This window comes from Novosphingobium fuchskuhlense, from assembly GCF_001519075.1.
GTDB lineage: Bacteria > Pseudomonadota > Alphaproteobacteria > Sphingomonadales > Sphingomonadaceae > Novosphingobium > Novosphingobium fuchskuhlense.
On record NZ_KQ954244.1, the window covers coordinates 778,025 to 795,006 of the forward strand.

At 65.4% G+C, this 16,982-nt stretch carries 8 protein-coding genes; 4 read left to right on the forward strand and 4 right to left on the reverse strand.

Annotated elements, in window-relative coordinates; genetic code table 11:
• Window positions 1-480 precede the first annotated feature (480 nt).
• From rpoB to AQZ52_RS03510, 3 genes are all read left to right on the forward strand, one after another.
• Window positions 481-4,659: a DNA-directed RNA polymerase subunit beta gene (gene rpoB / locus AQZ52_RS03500; RefSeq protein ID WP_067906517.1), complete on the forward strand. Its 4,179-nt coding sequence runs from the start codon at window positions 481-483 to the stop codon at window positions 4,657-4,659.
• Window positions 4,660-4,756: 97 nt separating this feature from the next.
• Window positions 4,757-9,037 carry a DNA-directed RNA polymerase subunit beta' gene (gene rpoC / locus AQZ52_RS03505; RefSeq protein ID WP_067906518.1) on the forward strand — a complete coding sequence of 1,427 codons (4,281 nt, stop codon included), beginning with the start codon at window positions 4,757-4,759 and terminating at the stop codon, window positions 9,035-9,037.
• A gap of 192 nt (window positions 9,038-9,229) precedes the next feature.
• Complete coding sequence (locus AQZ52_RS03510; protein WP_240481435.1) at window positions 9,230-11,044, forward strand: methyl-accepting chemotaxis protein; 1,815 nt, start codon at window positions 9,230-9,232, stop codon at window positions 11,042-11,044.
• Between the two features lie 73 nt (window positions 11,045-11,117).
• Here the strand turns inward: AQZ52_RS03510 and AQZ52_RS03515 are convergent, their stop codons facing one another.
• The 3 genes from AQZ52_RS03515 to glpX all read right to left on the reverse strand — a co-directional run bounded on the left by AQZ52_RS03515 (window position 11,118) and on the right by glpX (window position 15,048).
• Window positions 11,118-12,761, reverse strand: a complete 1,644-nt coding sequence (locus AQZ52_RS03515) for a hypothetical protein (protein ID WP_156424768.1) — start codon at window positions 12,759-12,761, stop codon at window positions 11,118-11,120.
• Between the two features lie 93 nt (window positions 12,762-12,854).
• Window positions 12,855-14,000 carry a serine hydrolase domain-containing protein gene (locus tag AQZ52_RS03520; protein WP_067906520.1) on the reverse strand — a complete coding sequence of 382 codons (1,146 nt, stop codon included), beginning with the start codon at window positions 13,998-14,000 and terminating at the stop codon, window positions 12,855-12,857.
• Between the two features lie 49 nt (window positions 14,001-14,049).
• On the reverse strand, window positions 14,050-15,048 hold the full coding sequence (gene glpX / locus AQZ52_RS03525; protein WP_082697683.1) for a class II fructose-bisphosphatase: 999 nt from the start codon (window positions 15,046-15,048) through the stop codon (window positions 14,050-14,052).
• Window positions 15,049-15,201: 153 nt separating this feature from the next.
• Between glpX and AQZ52_RS03530 the strand changes: the two genes are divergently transcribed.
• Window positions 15,202-15,633: a hypothetical protein gene (locus AQZ52_RS03530; RefSeq protein WP_067906521.1), complete on the forward strand. Its 432-nt coding sequence runs from the start codon at window positions 15,202-15,204 to the stop codon at window positions 15,631-15,633.
• An 8-nt stretch (window positions 15,634-15,641) separates the two neighbouring features.
• Here the strand turns inward: AQZ52_RS03530 and AQZ52_RS03535 are convergent, their stop codons facing one another.
• Window positions 15,642-16,958 carry a homoserine dehydrogenase gene (locus AQZ52_RS03535; RefSeq protein ID WP_067906522.1) on the reverse strand — a complete coding sequence of 439 codons (1,317 nt, stop codon included), beginning with the start codon at window positions 16,956-16,958 and terminating at the stop codon, window positions 15,642-15,644.
• Window positions 16,959-16,982: the final 24 nt, after the last annotated feature.

The window sequence follows — 16,982 nt, forward strand, 5'->3', positions numbered from 1 at the left end:
AAAGTCTGAAGATTTTGAAATTATTGAGGAAGAGGGTGGGAAGGTTGGGACCGTCCGGATCAAGCCCAGCGGAATCCTTTGGAAGCCGAAGGGAAAGCATAAGTGGTTGGGTGTCTCGGTCGAAGAATTCGCGGAATTTGCTGAGAAGAACGGAAAAGAGCAAACGAGGTAAGCGGCCCGGCTTGGCTTTTGCGCTTCAGCCTGCCCGGCAACCTTGCTGCCGTTGACAAAGTGCCCCGGTCCGCCTAATTGATTGTACTTGCCCACCGCTTCGAGCAAGGCTGTCCCATACGCGGGGGACTGCCAAGGAAGGAAGCGGTTCGGGTTTCGTCTGACGCGCTGATGCCATTTGCCACCGGGAATCCAGCTGGAATCCATGGGTGGCGTTTGGCGTTACGGCTTCAGGCTCCACACGCCGCGTGTGGATTTCGCCGGGTGTCCTGCCCGGTACGCAAGTACAGACAAGAGGCTGACCCTTTCATGGCTACCAAGGCAACTCCCTCGGCCAAGCCGGCACGCGCCGGTTTCAAGAAGCGCATCCGCAAGATCTTCGGCGACATCCACGAAGTGGTGCAGATGCCGAACCTGATCGAGGTCCAGCGTGAAAGCTACGAGCAGTTCCTGCGCTCCGATCCGGCTACGGGCTATGTCTCGGGTCTGGAAAAGACGCTGCGTTCGGTCTTCCCGATCCAGGACTTCGCCGGCACCGCCAGCCTCGATATCAAGGAGCGCGACGGCTATGTGCTCGAGGCGCCGAAGTACGACGTCAACGAGTGCCGCCAGCGCGGGATCACCTATGCCGCGCCGATGAAGGTGACGCTCAAGCTCGCCACCTTCGAGGTCGACAGCGAGACCGAGACCAAGAGCCTCATCGATATCAAGGAGCAGGACGTCTACATGGGCGACATCCCGCTCATGACCGACAACGGCACCTTCATCATTAACGGGACCGAGCGCGTCATCGTCAGCCAGATGCACCGTTCGCCGGGCGTGCTGTTCGACCATGACCGCGGCAAGACGCACTCCTCGGGCAAGTACCTGTTCGCCGCGCGCGTCATTCCCTATCGCGGGTCGTGGCTCGACTTCGAGTTCGACGCCAAGGACATCGTCAACGTCCGCATCGACCGCAAGCGCAAGCTGCCGGTCACGGCGCTGCTCTATGCGCTGGGGCTCAACGGCGAGCAGATCCTCGACTTCTTCTACGACAAGGTCGTGTGGGCGCGGGCCGAAGGCGGCTGGAAGGTGCCCTTCGTGCTTGACCAGTGGCGCGGTTCGAAGCCGGCGTTCGACATCGTCGATGCCGCCTCGGGCGAAGTCGTGTTCCCCGCCGGCACCAAGATCAGCCCGCGCGCTGCCAACAAGGCGGCGAAGGACGGCCTTCAGAACCTGCTGATCCCGACCGAGGAAATCTTCGGCCGCTATGCCGCCAAGGACATGATCGACGAAAGCACTGGCCGCATCTGGATTGAAGCCGGTGACGAGGTTTCGCCTGAGAACCTCGAGGTGCTCGACAAGGCCGGCGTCGACGTGCTTGAGCTGCTCGACATCGACCACATGAACACGGGTCCCTGGATCCGCAACACGATGAAGGCCGACAAGGCCGAAGACCGCGACCAGGCGCTCTCGGACATCTACCGCGTGATGCGCCCTGGCGAGCCGCCGACGCGCGAAACCGCCGAAGCGCTGTTCGACGGCCTGTTCTTCGATCCGGACCGCTACGACCTTTCGGCCGTGGGCCGCGTCAAGCTCAACATGCGTCTCGGTCTCGATTGCCCCGACACGATCACCACCCTGCGCACCGAGGACATCCTCGCCGTGGTCAAGGAACTGGTGAACCTCAAGGACGGCAAGGGCGAGGTCGACGACATCGACAACCTCGGCAACCGCCGCGTCCGTTCGGTGGGCGAGCTGCTCGAGAACCAGTACCGCGTCGGCCTGCTGCGCATGGAACGCGCGGTGAAGGAGCGCATGAGCTCGGTCGACGTGTCGACCGTGATGCCGAACGACCTCATCAACGCGAAGCCCGCCGTGGCCGCGGTGCGCGAGTTCTTCGGCTCGTCGCAGCTCTCGCAGTTCATGGACCAGACCAACCCGCTGTCGGAAGTCACCCACAAGCGCCGTGTCTCGGCGCTCGGGCCGGGTGGTCTGACCCGCGAGCGCGCCGGCTTCGAAGTGCGCGACGTCCACCCGACGCACTATGGCCGCATCTGCCCGATCGAGACGCCGGAAGGCCCGAACATCGGTCTGATCAACTCGCTCTCGACCTTCGCGCGTGTCAACAAGTACGGCTTCATCGAGACGCCGTACCGCAAGATCGTCGACGGCAAGGTGACCGGCGAGGTCATCTACCTTTCGGCGATGGAAGAGCAGAAGCACACCGTGGCGCAGGCCTCGGCCGCGCTCAACGTGGACGGCTCGTTCGCGGAAGAGCTCGTCTCGGCGCGGCAGAATGGCGAATTCGTGATGAGCCCGCGTGAAAACGTGACGCTCATGGACGTCAGCCCCAAGCAGCTCGTCTCGGTGGCCGCCTCGCTCATTCCGTTCCTTGAAAACGACGACGCCAACCGCGCGCTGATGGGCTCGAACATGCAGCGCCAGGCGGTGCCGCTGGTCAAGGCTGATGCGCCGTTCGTGGGCACCGGCATGGAAGAGACCGTGGCGCGCGATTCGGGCGCGGCGATTTCGGCGCTGCGTTCGGGCGTGGTCGATCAGGTTGACGCAACCCGCATCGTGATCCGCGCCTCGGGCGATATCGAGGCCGGTCAGTCGGGCGTCGATATCTACCGCCTGCAGAAGTTCGAGCGTTCGAACCAGTCGACCTGCATCAACCAGCGTCCGCTGGTGAAGGTGGGCGATCTGATCGAGAAGGGCGATATCATCGCCGACGGTCCGTCGACCGAGTTTGGCGAGCTTGCGCTCGGCCGCAACGTGCTCGTCGCATTCATGCCGTGGAATGGCTACAACTACGAAGACTCGATCCTGATCAGCGAACGCATCGTGAAGGAAGACGTCTTCACCTCGATCCACATCGAGGAGTTCGAGGTCATGGCCCGCGACACCAAGCTCGGGCCCGAAGACATCACCCGCGACATCCCGAACGTTGGCGAGGAAGCCCTGCGCAACCTCGACGAGGCGGGCATCGTCTACATCGGTGCCGAAGTGCACCCGGGCGACATCCTCGTCGGCAAGATCACGCCGAAGGGCGAAAGCCCGATGACCCCGGAAGAGAAGCTGCTCCGCGCGATCTTCGGTGAAAAGGCCAGCGACGTGCGCGACACCTCGCTGCGCCTGCCGCCGGGCGTCTCGGGCACGATCGTCGACGTGCGCGTGTTCAACCGCCACGGTATCGAGATCGACGACCGTACCCGCGCGATCCAGAACGAGGAAATCGAACGCCTCGCCAAGGACCGCGAGGACGAGCGCGCGATCCTCAACCGCGCCACCTTCAACCGTCTGCGCGAAATGCTGCTCGGCCAGGTTTCGGCGGCAGCGCCCAAGGGCGTGAAGAAGGGCGAAGAGATCACCGAGCAGGTGCTCGCCGACGTCGAGCGTCATGAATGGTGGAAGTTCGCCCTGGCCGATGACAGCCGCCAGGCGCAGCTCGAAGCGGTCAAGGCGCAGTACGACACCGCAGTGAAGGCGATCCAGGAGAAGTTCGAGGACCGCAAGGAGAAGCTCGAACGCGGTGACGAACTGGCGCCTGGCGTGCTCAAGATGGTCAAGGTCTTCGTGGCGGTGAAGCGCAAGCTGCAGCCGGGCGACAAGATGGCCGGCCGCCACGGCAACAAGGGCATCATCAGCCGCATCCTGCCGCAGGAGGACATGCCGTTCCTCGAAGACGGCACCCCGGTCGACTTCGTGCTCAACCCGCTGGGCGTGCCTTCGCGCATGAACGTCGGGCAGATCTTCGAGACACACCTCGGCTGGGCCGCGCGCGGCCTCGGCAAGCGGATCGGCGCGGCGCTCGATGCCTGGCGCGAAGCCAACCCGAACCCCGAAGCCGGTTCGCCGCCCGAGGCCGTTCGTCAGCTGCTGAGCGAGATCTACGGCGACAACTACACCGCTGAAATCGCGGCGCGCAGCGACGACCAGATCATCGACTTCGCACAGTCGGTCCGCGCAGGCGTGCCGATGGGCTCGCCTGTGTTCGACGGCGCGGTGGAGAAGGACGTGACCGACATGCTGCGTCTCGCTGGCCTCGATGAATCGGGCCAGGTGACGCTCTACGACGGCCGCACCGGCGAGGCGTTCGACCGCAAGGTCACGGTGGGCATGAAGTATGTGCTCAAGCTGCACCACCTTGTCGACGACAAGATCCACGCGCGTTCGATCGGGCCCTACTCGCTCGTCACCCAGCAGCCGCTGGGCGGCAAGGCGCAGTTCGGCGGCCAGCGCTTCGGCGAAATGGAGGTCTGGGCGTTGCAGGCCTACGGTGCTGCGTACACCTTGCAGGAAATGCTCACGGTGAAGTCCGACGACGTTGTCGGCCGCACCAAGGTCTACGAGGCGATCGTCAAGGGCGACGACACCTTCGAGGCCGGCATTCCGGAGAGCTTCAACGTGCTCGTCAAGGAAATGCGCAGCCTGGGTCTCAACGTCGAGCTTTCCTCGATCGATGAGCCCGAGGACGACGACGGCATGCCGATGGCGGCGGAGTGACAGTCACAGGCCGGCGCGGCTCTCGCCCGCCGGCCAACCGGCTGATCGCCCCACGACTGATCGACGTTAAAGTTTCCCTCCAAGTGAGGAATGAAGAATGAACGACCTGACCAAGTTCACCAACCAGATCGCCAAGCCCGAGACCTTCGACCAGATCCAGATCGGTCTGGCGAGCCCCGAGCGCATCCGCAGCTGGTCCTTCGGCGAGATCAAGAAGCCGGAAACGATCAACTACCGCACGTTCAAGCCCGAGCGTGACGGCCTGTTCTGCGCACGCATCTTCGGCCCGGTGAAGGACTACGAGTGCCTCTGCGGCAAGTACAAGCGCATGAAGTACAAGGGCGTCGTCTGCGAAAAGTGCGGCGTCGAAGTCACCGTCACCAAGGTCCGCCGCGAGCGCATGGGCCACATCGAACTGGCCGCGCCGGTTGCGCACATCTGGTTCCTGAAGTCGCTGCCTTCGCGCATCGGCCTCCTGCTCGACATGCAGCTCAAGCAGCTTGAGCGCATCCTCTACTTCGAAAGCTACGTCGTGATCGAGCCGGGCATCACCCCGCTCGAGCGCTACCAGCTCCTTACCGAAGATGAACTGCTCGACGCGCAGGACGAGTATGGCGAGGACGCGTTCTCGGCCGGGATCGGCGCCGAGGCGGTCAAGCAGATGCTGATGGACCTCGACCTCGAGCAGGAACGCAAGGACCTGATGGAGGAGCTCGCCACCACCAAGAGCGAGCTGAAGCCCAAGAAGATCATCAAGCGCCTCAAGGTCGTCGAATCGTTCATCGATTCGGGCAACCGTCCGGAGTGGATGATCCTCGACGTTATCCCGGTCATCCCGCCCGAACTGCGCCCGCTGGTGCCGCTTGACGGTGGCCGTTTCGCGACCTCGGATCTCAACGATCTCTATCGCCGCGTCATCAACCGCAACAACCGCCTCAAGCGCCTGATCGAGCTCCGCGCGCCGGACATCATCGTCCGCAACGAAAAGCGCATGCTGCAGGAAGCCGTTGACGCGCTGTTCGACAACGGCCGCCGCGGCCGCATCATCACAGGCGCCAACAAGCGCCCGCTCAAGTCGCTGTCCGACATGCTCAAGGGCAAGCAGGGCCGCTTCCGCCAGAACCTGCTCGGCAAGCGCGTCGACTATTCCGGCCGTTCGGTGATCGTGACCGGTCCCGAGCTCAAGCTGCACCAGTGCGGCCTGCCCAAGAAGATGGCGCTCGAGCTGTTCAAGCCGTTCATCTACGCCCGCCTCGATGCCAAGGGTCTCTCGATGACCCTGAAGCAGGCCAAGAAGTGGGTCGAGAAGGAGCGCAAGGAAGTCTGGGATATCCTGGACGAGGTGATCCGCGAGCACCCGGTGATGCTGAACCGCGCGCCGACGCTCCACCGCCTCGGCATCCAGGCCTTCGAGCCCGTGCTGATCGAAGGCAAGGCGATCCAGCTGCACCCGCTCGTCTGCTCGGCGTTCAACGCCGACTTCGACGGTGACCAGATGGCCGTCCACGTGCCGCTTTCGCTGGAAGCCCAGCTCGAAGCGCGCGTGCTGATGATGTCGACCAACAACATCCTCTCGCCCGCCAACGGCAAGCCGATCATCGTGCCTTCGCAGGACATGGTGCTGGGTCTGTACTACCTCTCGATGGACCGTCAGGGCGAACCGGGCGAAGGCATGATGATGGCCGACATGGCCGAAGTGCATCAGGCGCTGTTCGCCGGTGCCGTCACCATGCACACCAAGATCGTGGCGCGCGTGCCGCAGACCGACGAGAACGGGAAGCAGTACCTCAAGCGGTATGAAACGACGCCGGGCCGCATGCTGATCGGCGAGTGCCTGCCCAAGAGCAGCACGGTTCCCTTCGAGCTGGTCAACCGCCTGCTGACGAAGAAGGAAATCGCCGACGTCATCGACCAGGTCTATCGTCACACCGGCCAGAAGGACACGGTGCTGTTCGCCGACGCGATCATGGCGCTGGGCTTCCGCAACGCGTTCAAGGCGGGCATCTCGTTCGGAAAGGACGACATGATCATCCCCGACAGCAAGGACGCGCTGGTGGGTGAGACCAAGGAACTCGTTGCCGACTACGAGCAGCAGTACCAGGACGGCCTGATCACCCAGCAGGAAAAGTACAACAAGGTGATCGACGCCTGGAGCCGCTGCGGCGATCAGGTCGCGGCTGCCATGATGGACGAGATCCGTGCGACTCCGCTGGACGAGCACGGCCGCGAAAAGCCGGTCAACTCGATCTACATGATGAGCCACTCGGGCGCGCGCGGTTCGCCGACGCAGATGAAGCAGCTTGCCGGCATGCGCGGCCTCATGGCCAAGCCGTCGGGCGAGATCATCGAAACGCCGATCATCTCGAACTTCAAAGAAGGCCTGACCGTCCTTGAGTACTTCAACTCGACTCACGGTGCTCGCAAGGGTCTTGCCGATACCGCGCTGAAGACCGCGAACTCGGGTTACCTCACGCGCCGTCTGGTTGACGTCTCGCAGGACTGTGTCGTCACCATCGACGATTGCGGCACCGAGCGGGCGCTCGAAATGCGCGCGATCGTGCAGGGTGGTTCGACCATCGCCTCGCTCGGCGAACGCATCCTGGGCCGTACGCTGGCCGAGGACATGATCGAGGCAAAGACCGGCGAAGTGCTGATGCCCAAGGGCACGCTGCTCGACGAAGCCGCGATCGCGAAGATCGAGGCGGCGGGCTCGCAGTCGGCGCGCATCCGCTCGCCGCTGGTCTGCGCGGCGCAGGTCGGCGTCTGCGGCACCTGCTATGGCCGTGACCTTGCGCGCGGCACGCCGGTGAACATCGGCGAAGCGGTCGGCGTGATCGCGGCACAGTCGATCGGCGAGCCGGGTACGCAGCTCACCATGCGCACGTTCCACATCGGTGGCGCGGCACAGGTGAACGAGCAGTCGAACCTTGAATCGCTGTGCGACGGTACCGTGGTCTACCGCGACATCCCGACGATCACGGACTCGCGCGGCCGTCGCCTGAGCCTTGCCCGCAATGGCGAGATCGTGGTGATGGACACCGAAGGCCGCGAGCGCGCGATGCACCGCGTGCCGTATGGTACGCACCTGATCCACGAGAACGGCGCCACCATCAAGCAGGGCGAACGCCTGGCCGAGTGGGACCCGTTCACCTTGCCGGTGATCACCGACAAGCCGGGTGTGGTGCGCTATCAGGACCTCGTCGACGGACGCACGCTGACCGAACTGGTCGACGACGCCACCGGCATCGCCCAGCGCGTCGTGACCGAGAACCGGGCCGGCGGGCGCGCCAAGAAGGAAGACCTGCGTCCGCGCCTGACCCTGCTCGACGAGAACTCGGGCGAGACCGCGCGCTATCTGCTGGCGCCGGGCACCACGCTCTCGGTCGAGGATGGCCAGACGGTGCAGGCGGGCGACGTGCTGGCACGTGCCAGCCGTGAAGCCGCCAAGACCCGCGACATCACCGGCGGTCTGCCGCGCGTGGCCGAATTGTTCGAAGCCCGCATCCCGAAGGACAACGCGATCATCGCGAAGATCTCGGGCCGCATCGAATTCGTTCGCGACTACAAGGCCAAGCGCAAGATCGCGATCATCCCCGAGGAAGGCGAGCCGGTCGAGTACCTGATCCCCAAGTCGAAGGTGATCGATGTCCAGGAAGGTGACTGGGTGAAGAAGGGCGACAACCTCATCAGCGGTTCGCCCAACCCGCACGACATCCTCGAGGTCATGGGCGTTGAAGCCCTGGCCGAGTATCTCGTCGCGGAAATCCAGGAAGTCTACCGCTTGCAGGGCGTGAAGATCAACGACAAGCACATCGAGGTGATCGTCCGCCAGATGCTGCAGAAGGTCGAGATCACCAATGGCGGCGATACGACGCTTCTGCCGGGCGAGCAGATCGACCTTGAGGAAATGAACGAATACAACGCCAAGCTGGCGCCGGGCATGGCCCCCGCCGAAGGCAAGCCGGTGCTGCTGGGCATCACCAAGGCTTCGCTGCAGACGCGTTCATTCATTTCGGCGGCCTCGTTCCAGGAAACCACCCGCGTGCTCACGCAGGCGGCGGTCGAGGGCAAGAAGGACTCGCTGATCGGTCTCAAGGAGAACGTGATCGTCGGGCGGCTGATCCCGGCCGGCACGGGCGCGGGCATGAACCGCCTCCGCGTCGCCGCCACCAGCCGCGATGCTGCGCTCCGCGCTTCCTATCGCAAGCTGCAGGAATCGCTCATCGCCCCCGCCTCGGCGGTCGAAGAGCACGCAGCCGAGCTGGCGCAAGGGCCGGAAGCTGCTATCGGCGACGATCCGCTGGCTGCGGTCGAGGGCGAGACCCATGGTCTTGATGCCGATGCCGGTGACTACCTGATCGAGGGTGACGAGGCCTGATCCCCGGATCGGTTCCGATCTGACCTGACAGTAGAGCAAGACCCCGTCGGCCCCGGCCGGCGGGGTCTTTTCTGTCATGTCAAGCCGCTACGTAGTTTCCTGAGGGATGTCGGGGGCGCTGCGGCAAGAGCTTGTGCGGTAAGACTGCGCCTGAGGATCCGCATACCCGCGGTCCGCACCGGAGTTCCCAGAATGCCTGGCAGCGTCATGCTCAGTGACAAGGCGCGCAGCGGCGCGCGGCTTCTCATCGGATTGTTGCTGGCGATTATCGCGCTGGCCTGCTGCGTGGTCTATGCTATCCGCGCTGACGGGCCGATGACGCAGGACAGCGCACTTCAGGCCGAGATCCTCGCCGACGTGCTGCCGCCGCCGGCCTTTGTGGTCGAGCCCTATCTCAATGCCTCGCTTATCGTGCATGATCCGAGCCGCGCCGGCCCCTATCTGAACGAACTCAAGGACGAACGGGCAGAGTTCGAGGCGCGCAAGGCCTACTGGAAGACCGCGCCTGTACCCCCGCTGCTGCGCCAGCCACTGAATGACACGATCGCGGCGGCAGAGCGCTTCTGGCAGGTGATGGACAGCAAGTTCCTGCCCGCGGTGAACAGCGGCAATCAGGCTGCCATGACCGAGGCGTTCGAGATGAACATTGCGCCGATTTACCGCGTGCAGCGCGACCAGGTGCGCAGCATCGTCGCGCTCAGCCGAACCTACAGTGCCGAAACCGCGCGACGCAACGCCACGCTAACGGCGCTCTCCCTGGCTGGCTTGGCGGCGCTGGCCCTTGCCATGCTCGGCCTCATTCTCTGGAGCGCAAGGGCGACCCGCAAGCTGGTGGTCGCGCCGCTGGTGGAAACCGCAGCGGCCATGCAGCGCATGGCCAACGGTGACACGAGCATAGCCATCGAAGGCACTGACCGCGCCGACGAATTCGGGCAGATGGCGCGCGCGATGCAGGTGTTCCGCGAAGGGGAGGCTGAGCGGCGCAGGGCCCTCGCCGAACAGGAAACCGTCGTCGAGGCGCTCTCGGCGGGCCTTGCCCGGCTGGCCGCTAAGGATCTCGAGCATCAGCTCGATGTGACGTTCCCACCGGCTTACGAGACACTGCGGGACAACTACAATGCCGCAGTCGCCTCGCTGGCCGAAGCGCTGCGGATCGTGCGCATCGGTACGGCGAGCGTGCAGGGCAGCATTTCGGAAATCGGCGCGGCAGCGCACGATCTGGCACTGCGCAACGAATCCCAGGCTTCGCGGATCGCCGAGACGACCCGCGCCATGCATGCCGTCACCGGGATCGTGCAGGACACCGCCACGGGCGCTCAGGCCGTCAGCCAGACGATCGCACAGGCCGACCGCGAGGCCGCCGACGGAGGCGAAGTCGTGCGCCATGCAATCGAGGCCATGGCCGCGATCGAACATTCCGCGCAGGAAATCGGCCAGATCATCAGCGTGATCGACGGCATCGCGTTCCAGACCAACCTTCTGGCACTCAACGCGGGGGTCGAGGCGGCGCGGGCCGGTGAAGCTGGCAAGGGCTTTGCAGTCGTCGCGACAGAAGTCCGCGCGCTGGCTCAGCGCAGCGCCGATGCAGCACAAAGCATAAAGGCGCTCATCACCACCAGCGGCGAGCAGGTGGGCGCCGGCGTGGACCTTGTGCGCGAGAGCGGGACTCGGCTCGAGGCGATCGTGCGCCGGATCAGCGAGATCAGCGCGCTGGTTGGCAACATCGCGGGTTCGGCCACGCGTCAGGCGGAAAGCCTGAGCCAGATCAACACCGCAATGGACGAGATGGACCGCATGACGCAGCAGAACGCTGCAATGGTCGAGGAATCTTCCGCGGCGACCCGCAGCCTTGCGGCGGAAGCTGTCCGGCTCAACGAACTGGTCGCGACGTTCCGCACGCGGGATACTGTCAACCGTCCCGCTTCTGTGGCCGCGCCTGACAGCCTGCGGCGCACATCCTCGGTAGAGCCGCAAACCCAACCGTGGCCACTAGCGATGGCGAGCTGACGGCAGGCTGGAGCGATGCTGCAAGGCATGGCCGTTCCGCGCGGACCGCAAAGCGCAGCAGATCAGCGCATGGTCATTGCGGCTTCTTGAGCGCGGCCTCGTTGCGGGCGCGTGCCGCCAGTTCGTCGGGCGAGGGAATCTCTGCGCGCAGATCAGCGATGACGGCCTCTGCATCCAGCCACATCGGTGCAGCGATTGCCGGATCGTCCACGTTGCCGAACTGCACCAGCGCGACATCGGGCTTTTCGGTGCGGCGTAGCAGGACAAACCCCTTGAATCCGCGCGCTTTGGCCAGAAGGGCTGCATTCAGCGTCAAGGCGTCGGGCTGAGTCAGCGGTTCACCGTCAACCGTCATCAGCGTGAATTTGGAGTTCTTCAGCGGCTCCTTGAACAGGAAGCGCGGCTTGTCCGTACGCCATACCGACTTGCTCAGCGCCTCGAAGCCGCGAATCCTAGCGTAGGGAAGGATATAGCTGAACAGCTTCCTGTTGTTGGTGTCCATTTCCAGCATCTGCGCGAGGATAAGGTCGCGGCGCTTCTGCCACATGGCGTCAGCCGTGACGGCAAGGGCACCGAACAGCTGTTCGGGCTTGGCGCCGCTGCGCAGCATGGTGACGGCCGCAGAGACGGCCCCGAAGGAGGGTGCCATCCATTGCGAACGCGCGGCAAAGTTGCGCCGGGCATCATCCACCTTGCCGCTGTGGGCCAGTTGCAACGTGCTGGCAAAGTCGAGCAGTTCGATCACGGCCGAGGCATTGTCCGCCGGTTTGCCGGCTGCGGCTTGTTCGTCGAGCGTGGCTTGCGCGGCGTTCGCGCGCTTTGTCGCTTCATCCCAATGGCCGGCGAGCGCGTGGGCAATGGCGGCATAGGCCAGCAGCGCCGGGTTATCACGCTCGGTCGAAAGGGCGCGGGCAAGGGTAATCTGCGCCTCGCGCAGCCGCGCGGCGTCCTCGAAGCGGCCCACTTCCTCGAGCCGCGCGGCGTACATGCTGTTGTCGCCGGGCACCAAGCGCGAAAGGGCTTGGTAATACGATTCCTCGGCGGGCGAGAGATCGCGATTGAAGGCCGCAAACGCATTTGCCGCAATCAGCGCGTAGTAGCTGTACGGTGTCTTCGAAAAACTGCGCAGACCGGCTTCGCGGGCGCCCGCCGGATCGCCTGCGCGCAGCCGGGCATGCCCTTCGATGAGGCCGAACGACAGTCCCGCCGAACGCTCGAAATAGGCATTGCCCGAAAGCCCGGATGACTGCGCCTCGGCCCGGGCCTTGTCGACATCAGCCAAGGCCGCTGCATAGTTCTTTGCTTCGATCTGGTGGAGCGCCCGGGCGAGGATCAGCGGGATGCGCCGGACCTTGTTGGTCTCCTCCTTCGGGTCATCGAGCAGGTGGCTGCACGCTTCGACGCCCTTTGCGCCGAACAGTCGCTTGGACGGGTCGGGCGATTCGGGAGTGGGCGCGAAGAGTCCCAGCAGAGTCACCGCGCCTAGGAACCGGGCGAAGTCTTCCGCCCCTGTCACGTTGTTGGGTTCCCCGTCGCAGCGCAGGTAGTACGATCCGAGGCGCTTCGCCTCTTCGCGCTCGGCCGCGCGGGCAGCTTCGGCCGTGGCCTTCGCATCCGCCTTGCCGGCGGCGCCGTTCACGTCTGCCGCCTGTGCGAGCGGCGCCTGCAGCACGAGCGCTGCCAGTGCGGCCGCAGCCGCCATCCCTGTCTTGTTCACCTTGGCCCCCTGTTCCGTCGCCGGACACGGTAAGGGCGCCCACTTGCGCAGGCAAGCGGCCGAAGCAACCGATCCGGTAGCGGCAGTACCGGCTCAGGCGTTGGCGCAGGCCATCCGTTCCAGTGCCGCAAAGGCATCGAGTGCGCCCGGATCTGCAAACGGAGCGATCTGGGCCAGGATCACACCGGCCAGATCGCGGTCCGTATCGATCCAGTAAAAGCAATTGAAGATGCCGGCCCAGTGCAGGCTGCCGGGCGCACGGCCGGCAGGGCCGGTCTCGGTGTTGACGAGGTAGCCGCCGAGCGTCCAGCCACCGCGCTGGCCGGGGATCGGATTGAACGCCGTGGCGAAGCTGGGGATCGCCGTGGTCATTTCGCCGGCGGAGAGATGCTCGGGCAGGGCATCCTCGCGTGCGAGGCGGGCCATTTCGGGCGAGAGCACGCGCACCCCGTCGAGTTCGCCGCCGCGCAGGATCATGCGCAGGAAACGGGCGTAGTCACTCGCAGTCGAGGACAGGCCGCCGCCGCCATTGTGAAACTCGCCGCCGCCGAGCACCATGCCTTGCGTCTTGAAGCCGCCATCGGCCTCGCGGACGTGGACCTGCGCTTCGCCCGCATCCCATTCGGCGCTGAAGCGGGTCTGCGTCATGCCAAGCGGCCCGGTGATTTCGCGCTCGAACCAGTCGCCCAGCGCCATGCCCGTCACCGCTTCCACGGCAAGGCCGGCCCAATCGATGCCCGTGCCGTACTGCCACTTCGTGCCCGGATCGAACAGCAGCGGCAGATCGAGGCTGGCACGCTTGCCCGGCGCCATCTTGCCGGCGGCCATGGCATGGCGCAGCAGATCGGCATCCATGAAGGTATAGCCGCAGCCCGAGGTGTGCAGCAGCAGGTGGCGCAGCGTGACGTCGGCCCTGGCCGGACGCAGGATGGCCGTGCCGCTCTCGTCAAAGCCGTCCAGCACTTGCGGTTCCGCGAGTTCGGGCAGGATCGACCCGACCGGGGCATCGAGATCGAGCTTGCCGCGTTCGACGAGCTGCAGCACCGCCGTGCTCGTCAGCGCCTTGGTCATCGAGGCGATCTGGAACCGGGTGTCCTCGCGCATTGGGACATCAGCCACGGCATCGGCCTTGCCGAACGCCTTGATATAGCGGGTTTCCTTGCTGTCGGTGATCAGCGCGACGGCGCCCGGCAGGTTCGCCGCCGCGACCGCCGCCTCGAATTCGGCAATGCCCTTCATCTCTCTTCCCCTCTTGTCCCGCCGGCCTTCTGGTGCGGCCGGTCGGCGATCAGCGCGGCTTGCGGTGTTCGCCCTTGACCCAGCGCACAGTGCCCGAGCTGGCGCGCATGACGACGCTTTCGGTGGTCATCACGCCGCTCTTGTTGACCTTGACGCCGGCGAGCAGCGATCCGTCGGTCACGCCGGTTGCGGCGAAGATGCAATCGCCCTTGGCGAGTTCCTTGAGGTCGTAGACCTTGTTCAGATCGGTGATGCCCCACTTGCGTGCGCGGGCCTTCTCGTCCTCGTTGCGGAACAGCAGGCGGCCTTTGAACTGCCCGCCGACGCAGCGCAGCGCGGCTGCCGCGAGCACCCCTTCGGGCGCGCCGCCGGTACCCATGTAGAGATCGATGCCGGTGTCCTCGTTCGTGACCGCGATCACGCCCGCGACGTCGCCGTCGGGGATGAGGCTGATGCCGCAGCCCATCGCGCGCAGCTCGGCGATGAGGTCGGCATGGCGCGGGCGGTCCAGCACGCAGACGATGATGTCCTTCGGCTCCACGCCCTTGGCTGCCGCGACCGCCTTGACGTTCTCGCCTGGCGAACGGTTCAGATCGATGATGCCTTCCGGATAGCCGGGGCCGACCGCGAGCTTTTCCATGTAAACGTCAGGCGCGTTGAGCAGACCGCCTTCTTCGGCCACGGCGAGCACGGCAAGCGCGTTGGGACCGGCCTTGGCGGTGATCGTGGTGCCTTCCAGCGGATCGAGTGCGATGTCGATCTTCGGGCCCTTCCCGGGGGCGGCGCCGACCTTCTCGCCGATATAGAGCATCGGCGCCTCGTCGCGCTCGCCCTCGCCGATCACCACGGTGCCGTCCATGTAGAGCTCGTTGAACGCGGCGCGCATCGCTTCCACGGCGGCGGCGTCGGCGGCCTTCTCGTCGCCCCGGCCGATCAGCTTGGAGGCCCCGATGGCGGCCGCTTCGGTCACGCGGACCATCTCGAGCACGAGGACGCGGTCAAGAACCTGCGAGGCCAGAACCGAGGAGGAAGAGGGGGTGGGGCGGATGTCGGTCACGTTGACTCCTGAGGCTCGTTGGCGGAAGCAGGCTCAAGCCCTAGACGGGAGGATGTACGGTTGTCGAGGCGCGGAATTGTATACGGTGGTGCGCCGCGAGGGCTTGTCTTCGCATTCCTATGCGTAAACCTCTTTCCCTTGGCAATGGATGAGGCTCGGGCCCAGGCCGCTCCGACGGCAGAGACCGCGCAAACACCTGCCAATGAGGCGGTCGCCGCGCCTGATACGCCGCAGGCGCAGGCCAATGCGCTGATCGCTCAGCGGTTGCTGCAGGCGGGGCAGCCCAAGCGGTGCACGACGAGTTCACCGGATGGCGGCATCGTCGTGTGTGGGGGGCGCGAGGCGAACGAGAAGGAGCGGCTGCCGCTGCGCGACGAACTCGATTCGGCGCATTCGACGCGCGACGGCCTTGTGCGCGCGCCGAACGTGAGCGGGCTCCCCGATTGCAGCCGCGGCTGCATCGGCATGGGGTGGGCACCGCCGCCGATGTACTTCTTCGACATCACCAAGTTGCCGGAAGCGCCCGAAGATTCGGACGCGGCAAAGATCGCGCGGGGCGAGATCAGGGCGCCCTGAAGCGCACCTCAGTCCTCGAGGATATGCATCACCAGCGGCGGCGCGGCGAGGCTGGGCGAGCCATCGAGCAGCCGCAGCGCTTCGGCGATCGCGCTTTCCGGCCCTTCGTGCGTCACCATGGCAACGAGCACGGTTTCCGTGCTGCCGACGGCGGCGCGGCCTTTCTGGATCAGGCTTTCGATCGACACGCCGGCATCGCGCATCGCGGCGGTGATCTCGGCCAGCACGCCGGGGCGGTCGGCCACGGTGAAGCGCAAGTAGGCCTTGCCGGTGCGGTGCCCGCTGTCGGCCGGCCTAGCCTGTTCAAGCTCGGCGGCCGGGATCGAGAACGGCGCACCGATATCGCCGCGCGCGATGTCGATCAGGTCGGCCACAACGGCGCTCGCGGTCGGGCCATCGCCCGCGCCCGCGCCCTGGAAGAGCAGGCGGCCGACGAAGTTCCCCTCGGCGACCACGGCATTGGTCGCGCCGTCGACATGGGCCAGCGGATGATCGCGGTGGACGAGCATGGGGTGCACGCGCTGGAACAGACGGCGCTGGCCGGCGGCATCGAACTCGGTCTCGGCCATGCCGATCAGTCGGATATAGTAGCCCAGTGCATCGGCCTGCGCGATATCGGCAGCGAGCACGCGGCGGATGCCGGTGGCGGCGACCGGGCCGAAATCGACCGCTGTGCCGAAGGCGATGCTGGAGAGAATCGCCAGTTTGTGCGCGGCATCGATGCCGTCGATGTCGAAGCTCGGATCGCTTTCGGCAAAGCCCTTGGCCTGCGCTTCGGCGAGCACGTCGGCGAAGTCGCGGCCGGTGTCCTCCATGGTGGAGAGGATGTAGTTGCAGGTGCCGTTGAGGATTCCGTAGATCCGGTCGATGTGGTTCGCGGCGGCGCCTTCCTTCAGCGCCTTGATCACCGGGATGCCGCCCGCGACCGCCGCCTCGAACTTGAAGGCCACTTTGGCCGCCTCTGCCTTGGTGGCGAGCTCCAGTCCGTGGTGCGCGATCATCGCCTTGTTCGCCGTGACGAGCGCCTTGCCGGCCTCGAACGTGGTCCGCGCGAGGGCCAGGGCCGGGCCATCGGCACCACCGACCAGCTCGACCACAACGTCGACATCGGGACGCTCGCCGAGAATCACCATGTCGTCTTCCCAGGCATAACCCGAGAGATCGACACCGCGGTCCTTGCTACGGTTGCGGGCGCTGATCGCGCTGATCGTGATCGGGCGGCCGGCACGGCGCGCGATAAGGGCCGCATTGGCCTCGAGCAGGCGGATGACGCCGCCGCCGACCGTGCCGAGGCCGGCCAGCGCGATGCGCAAAGGTTCGCTCATGATGATCCTCGTGAAATCTTATGG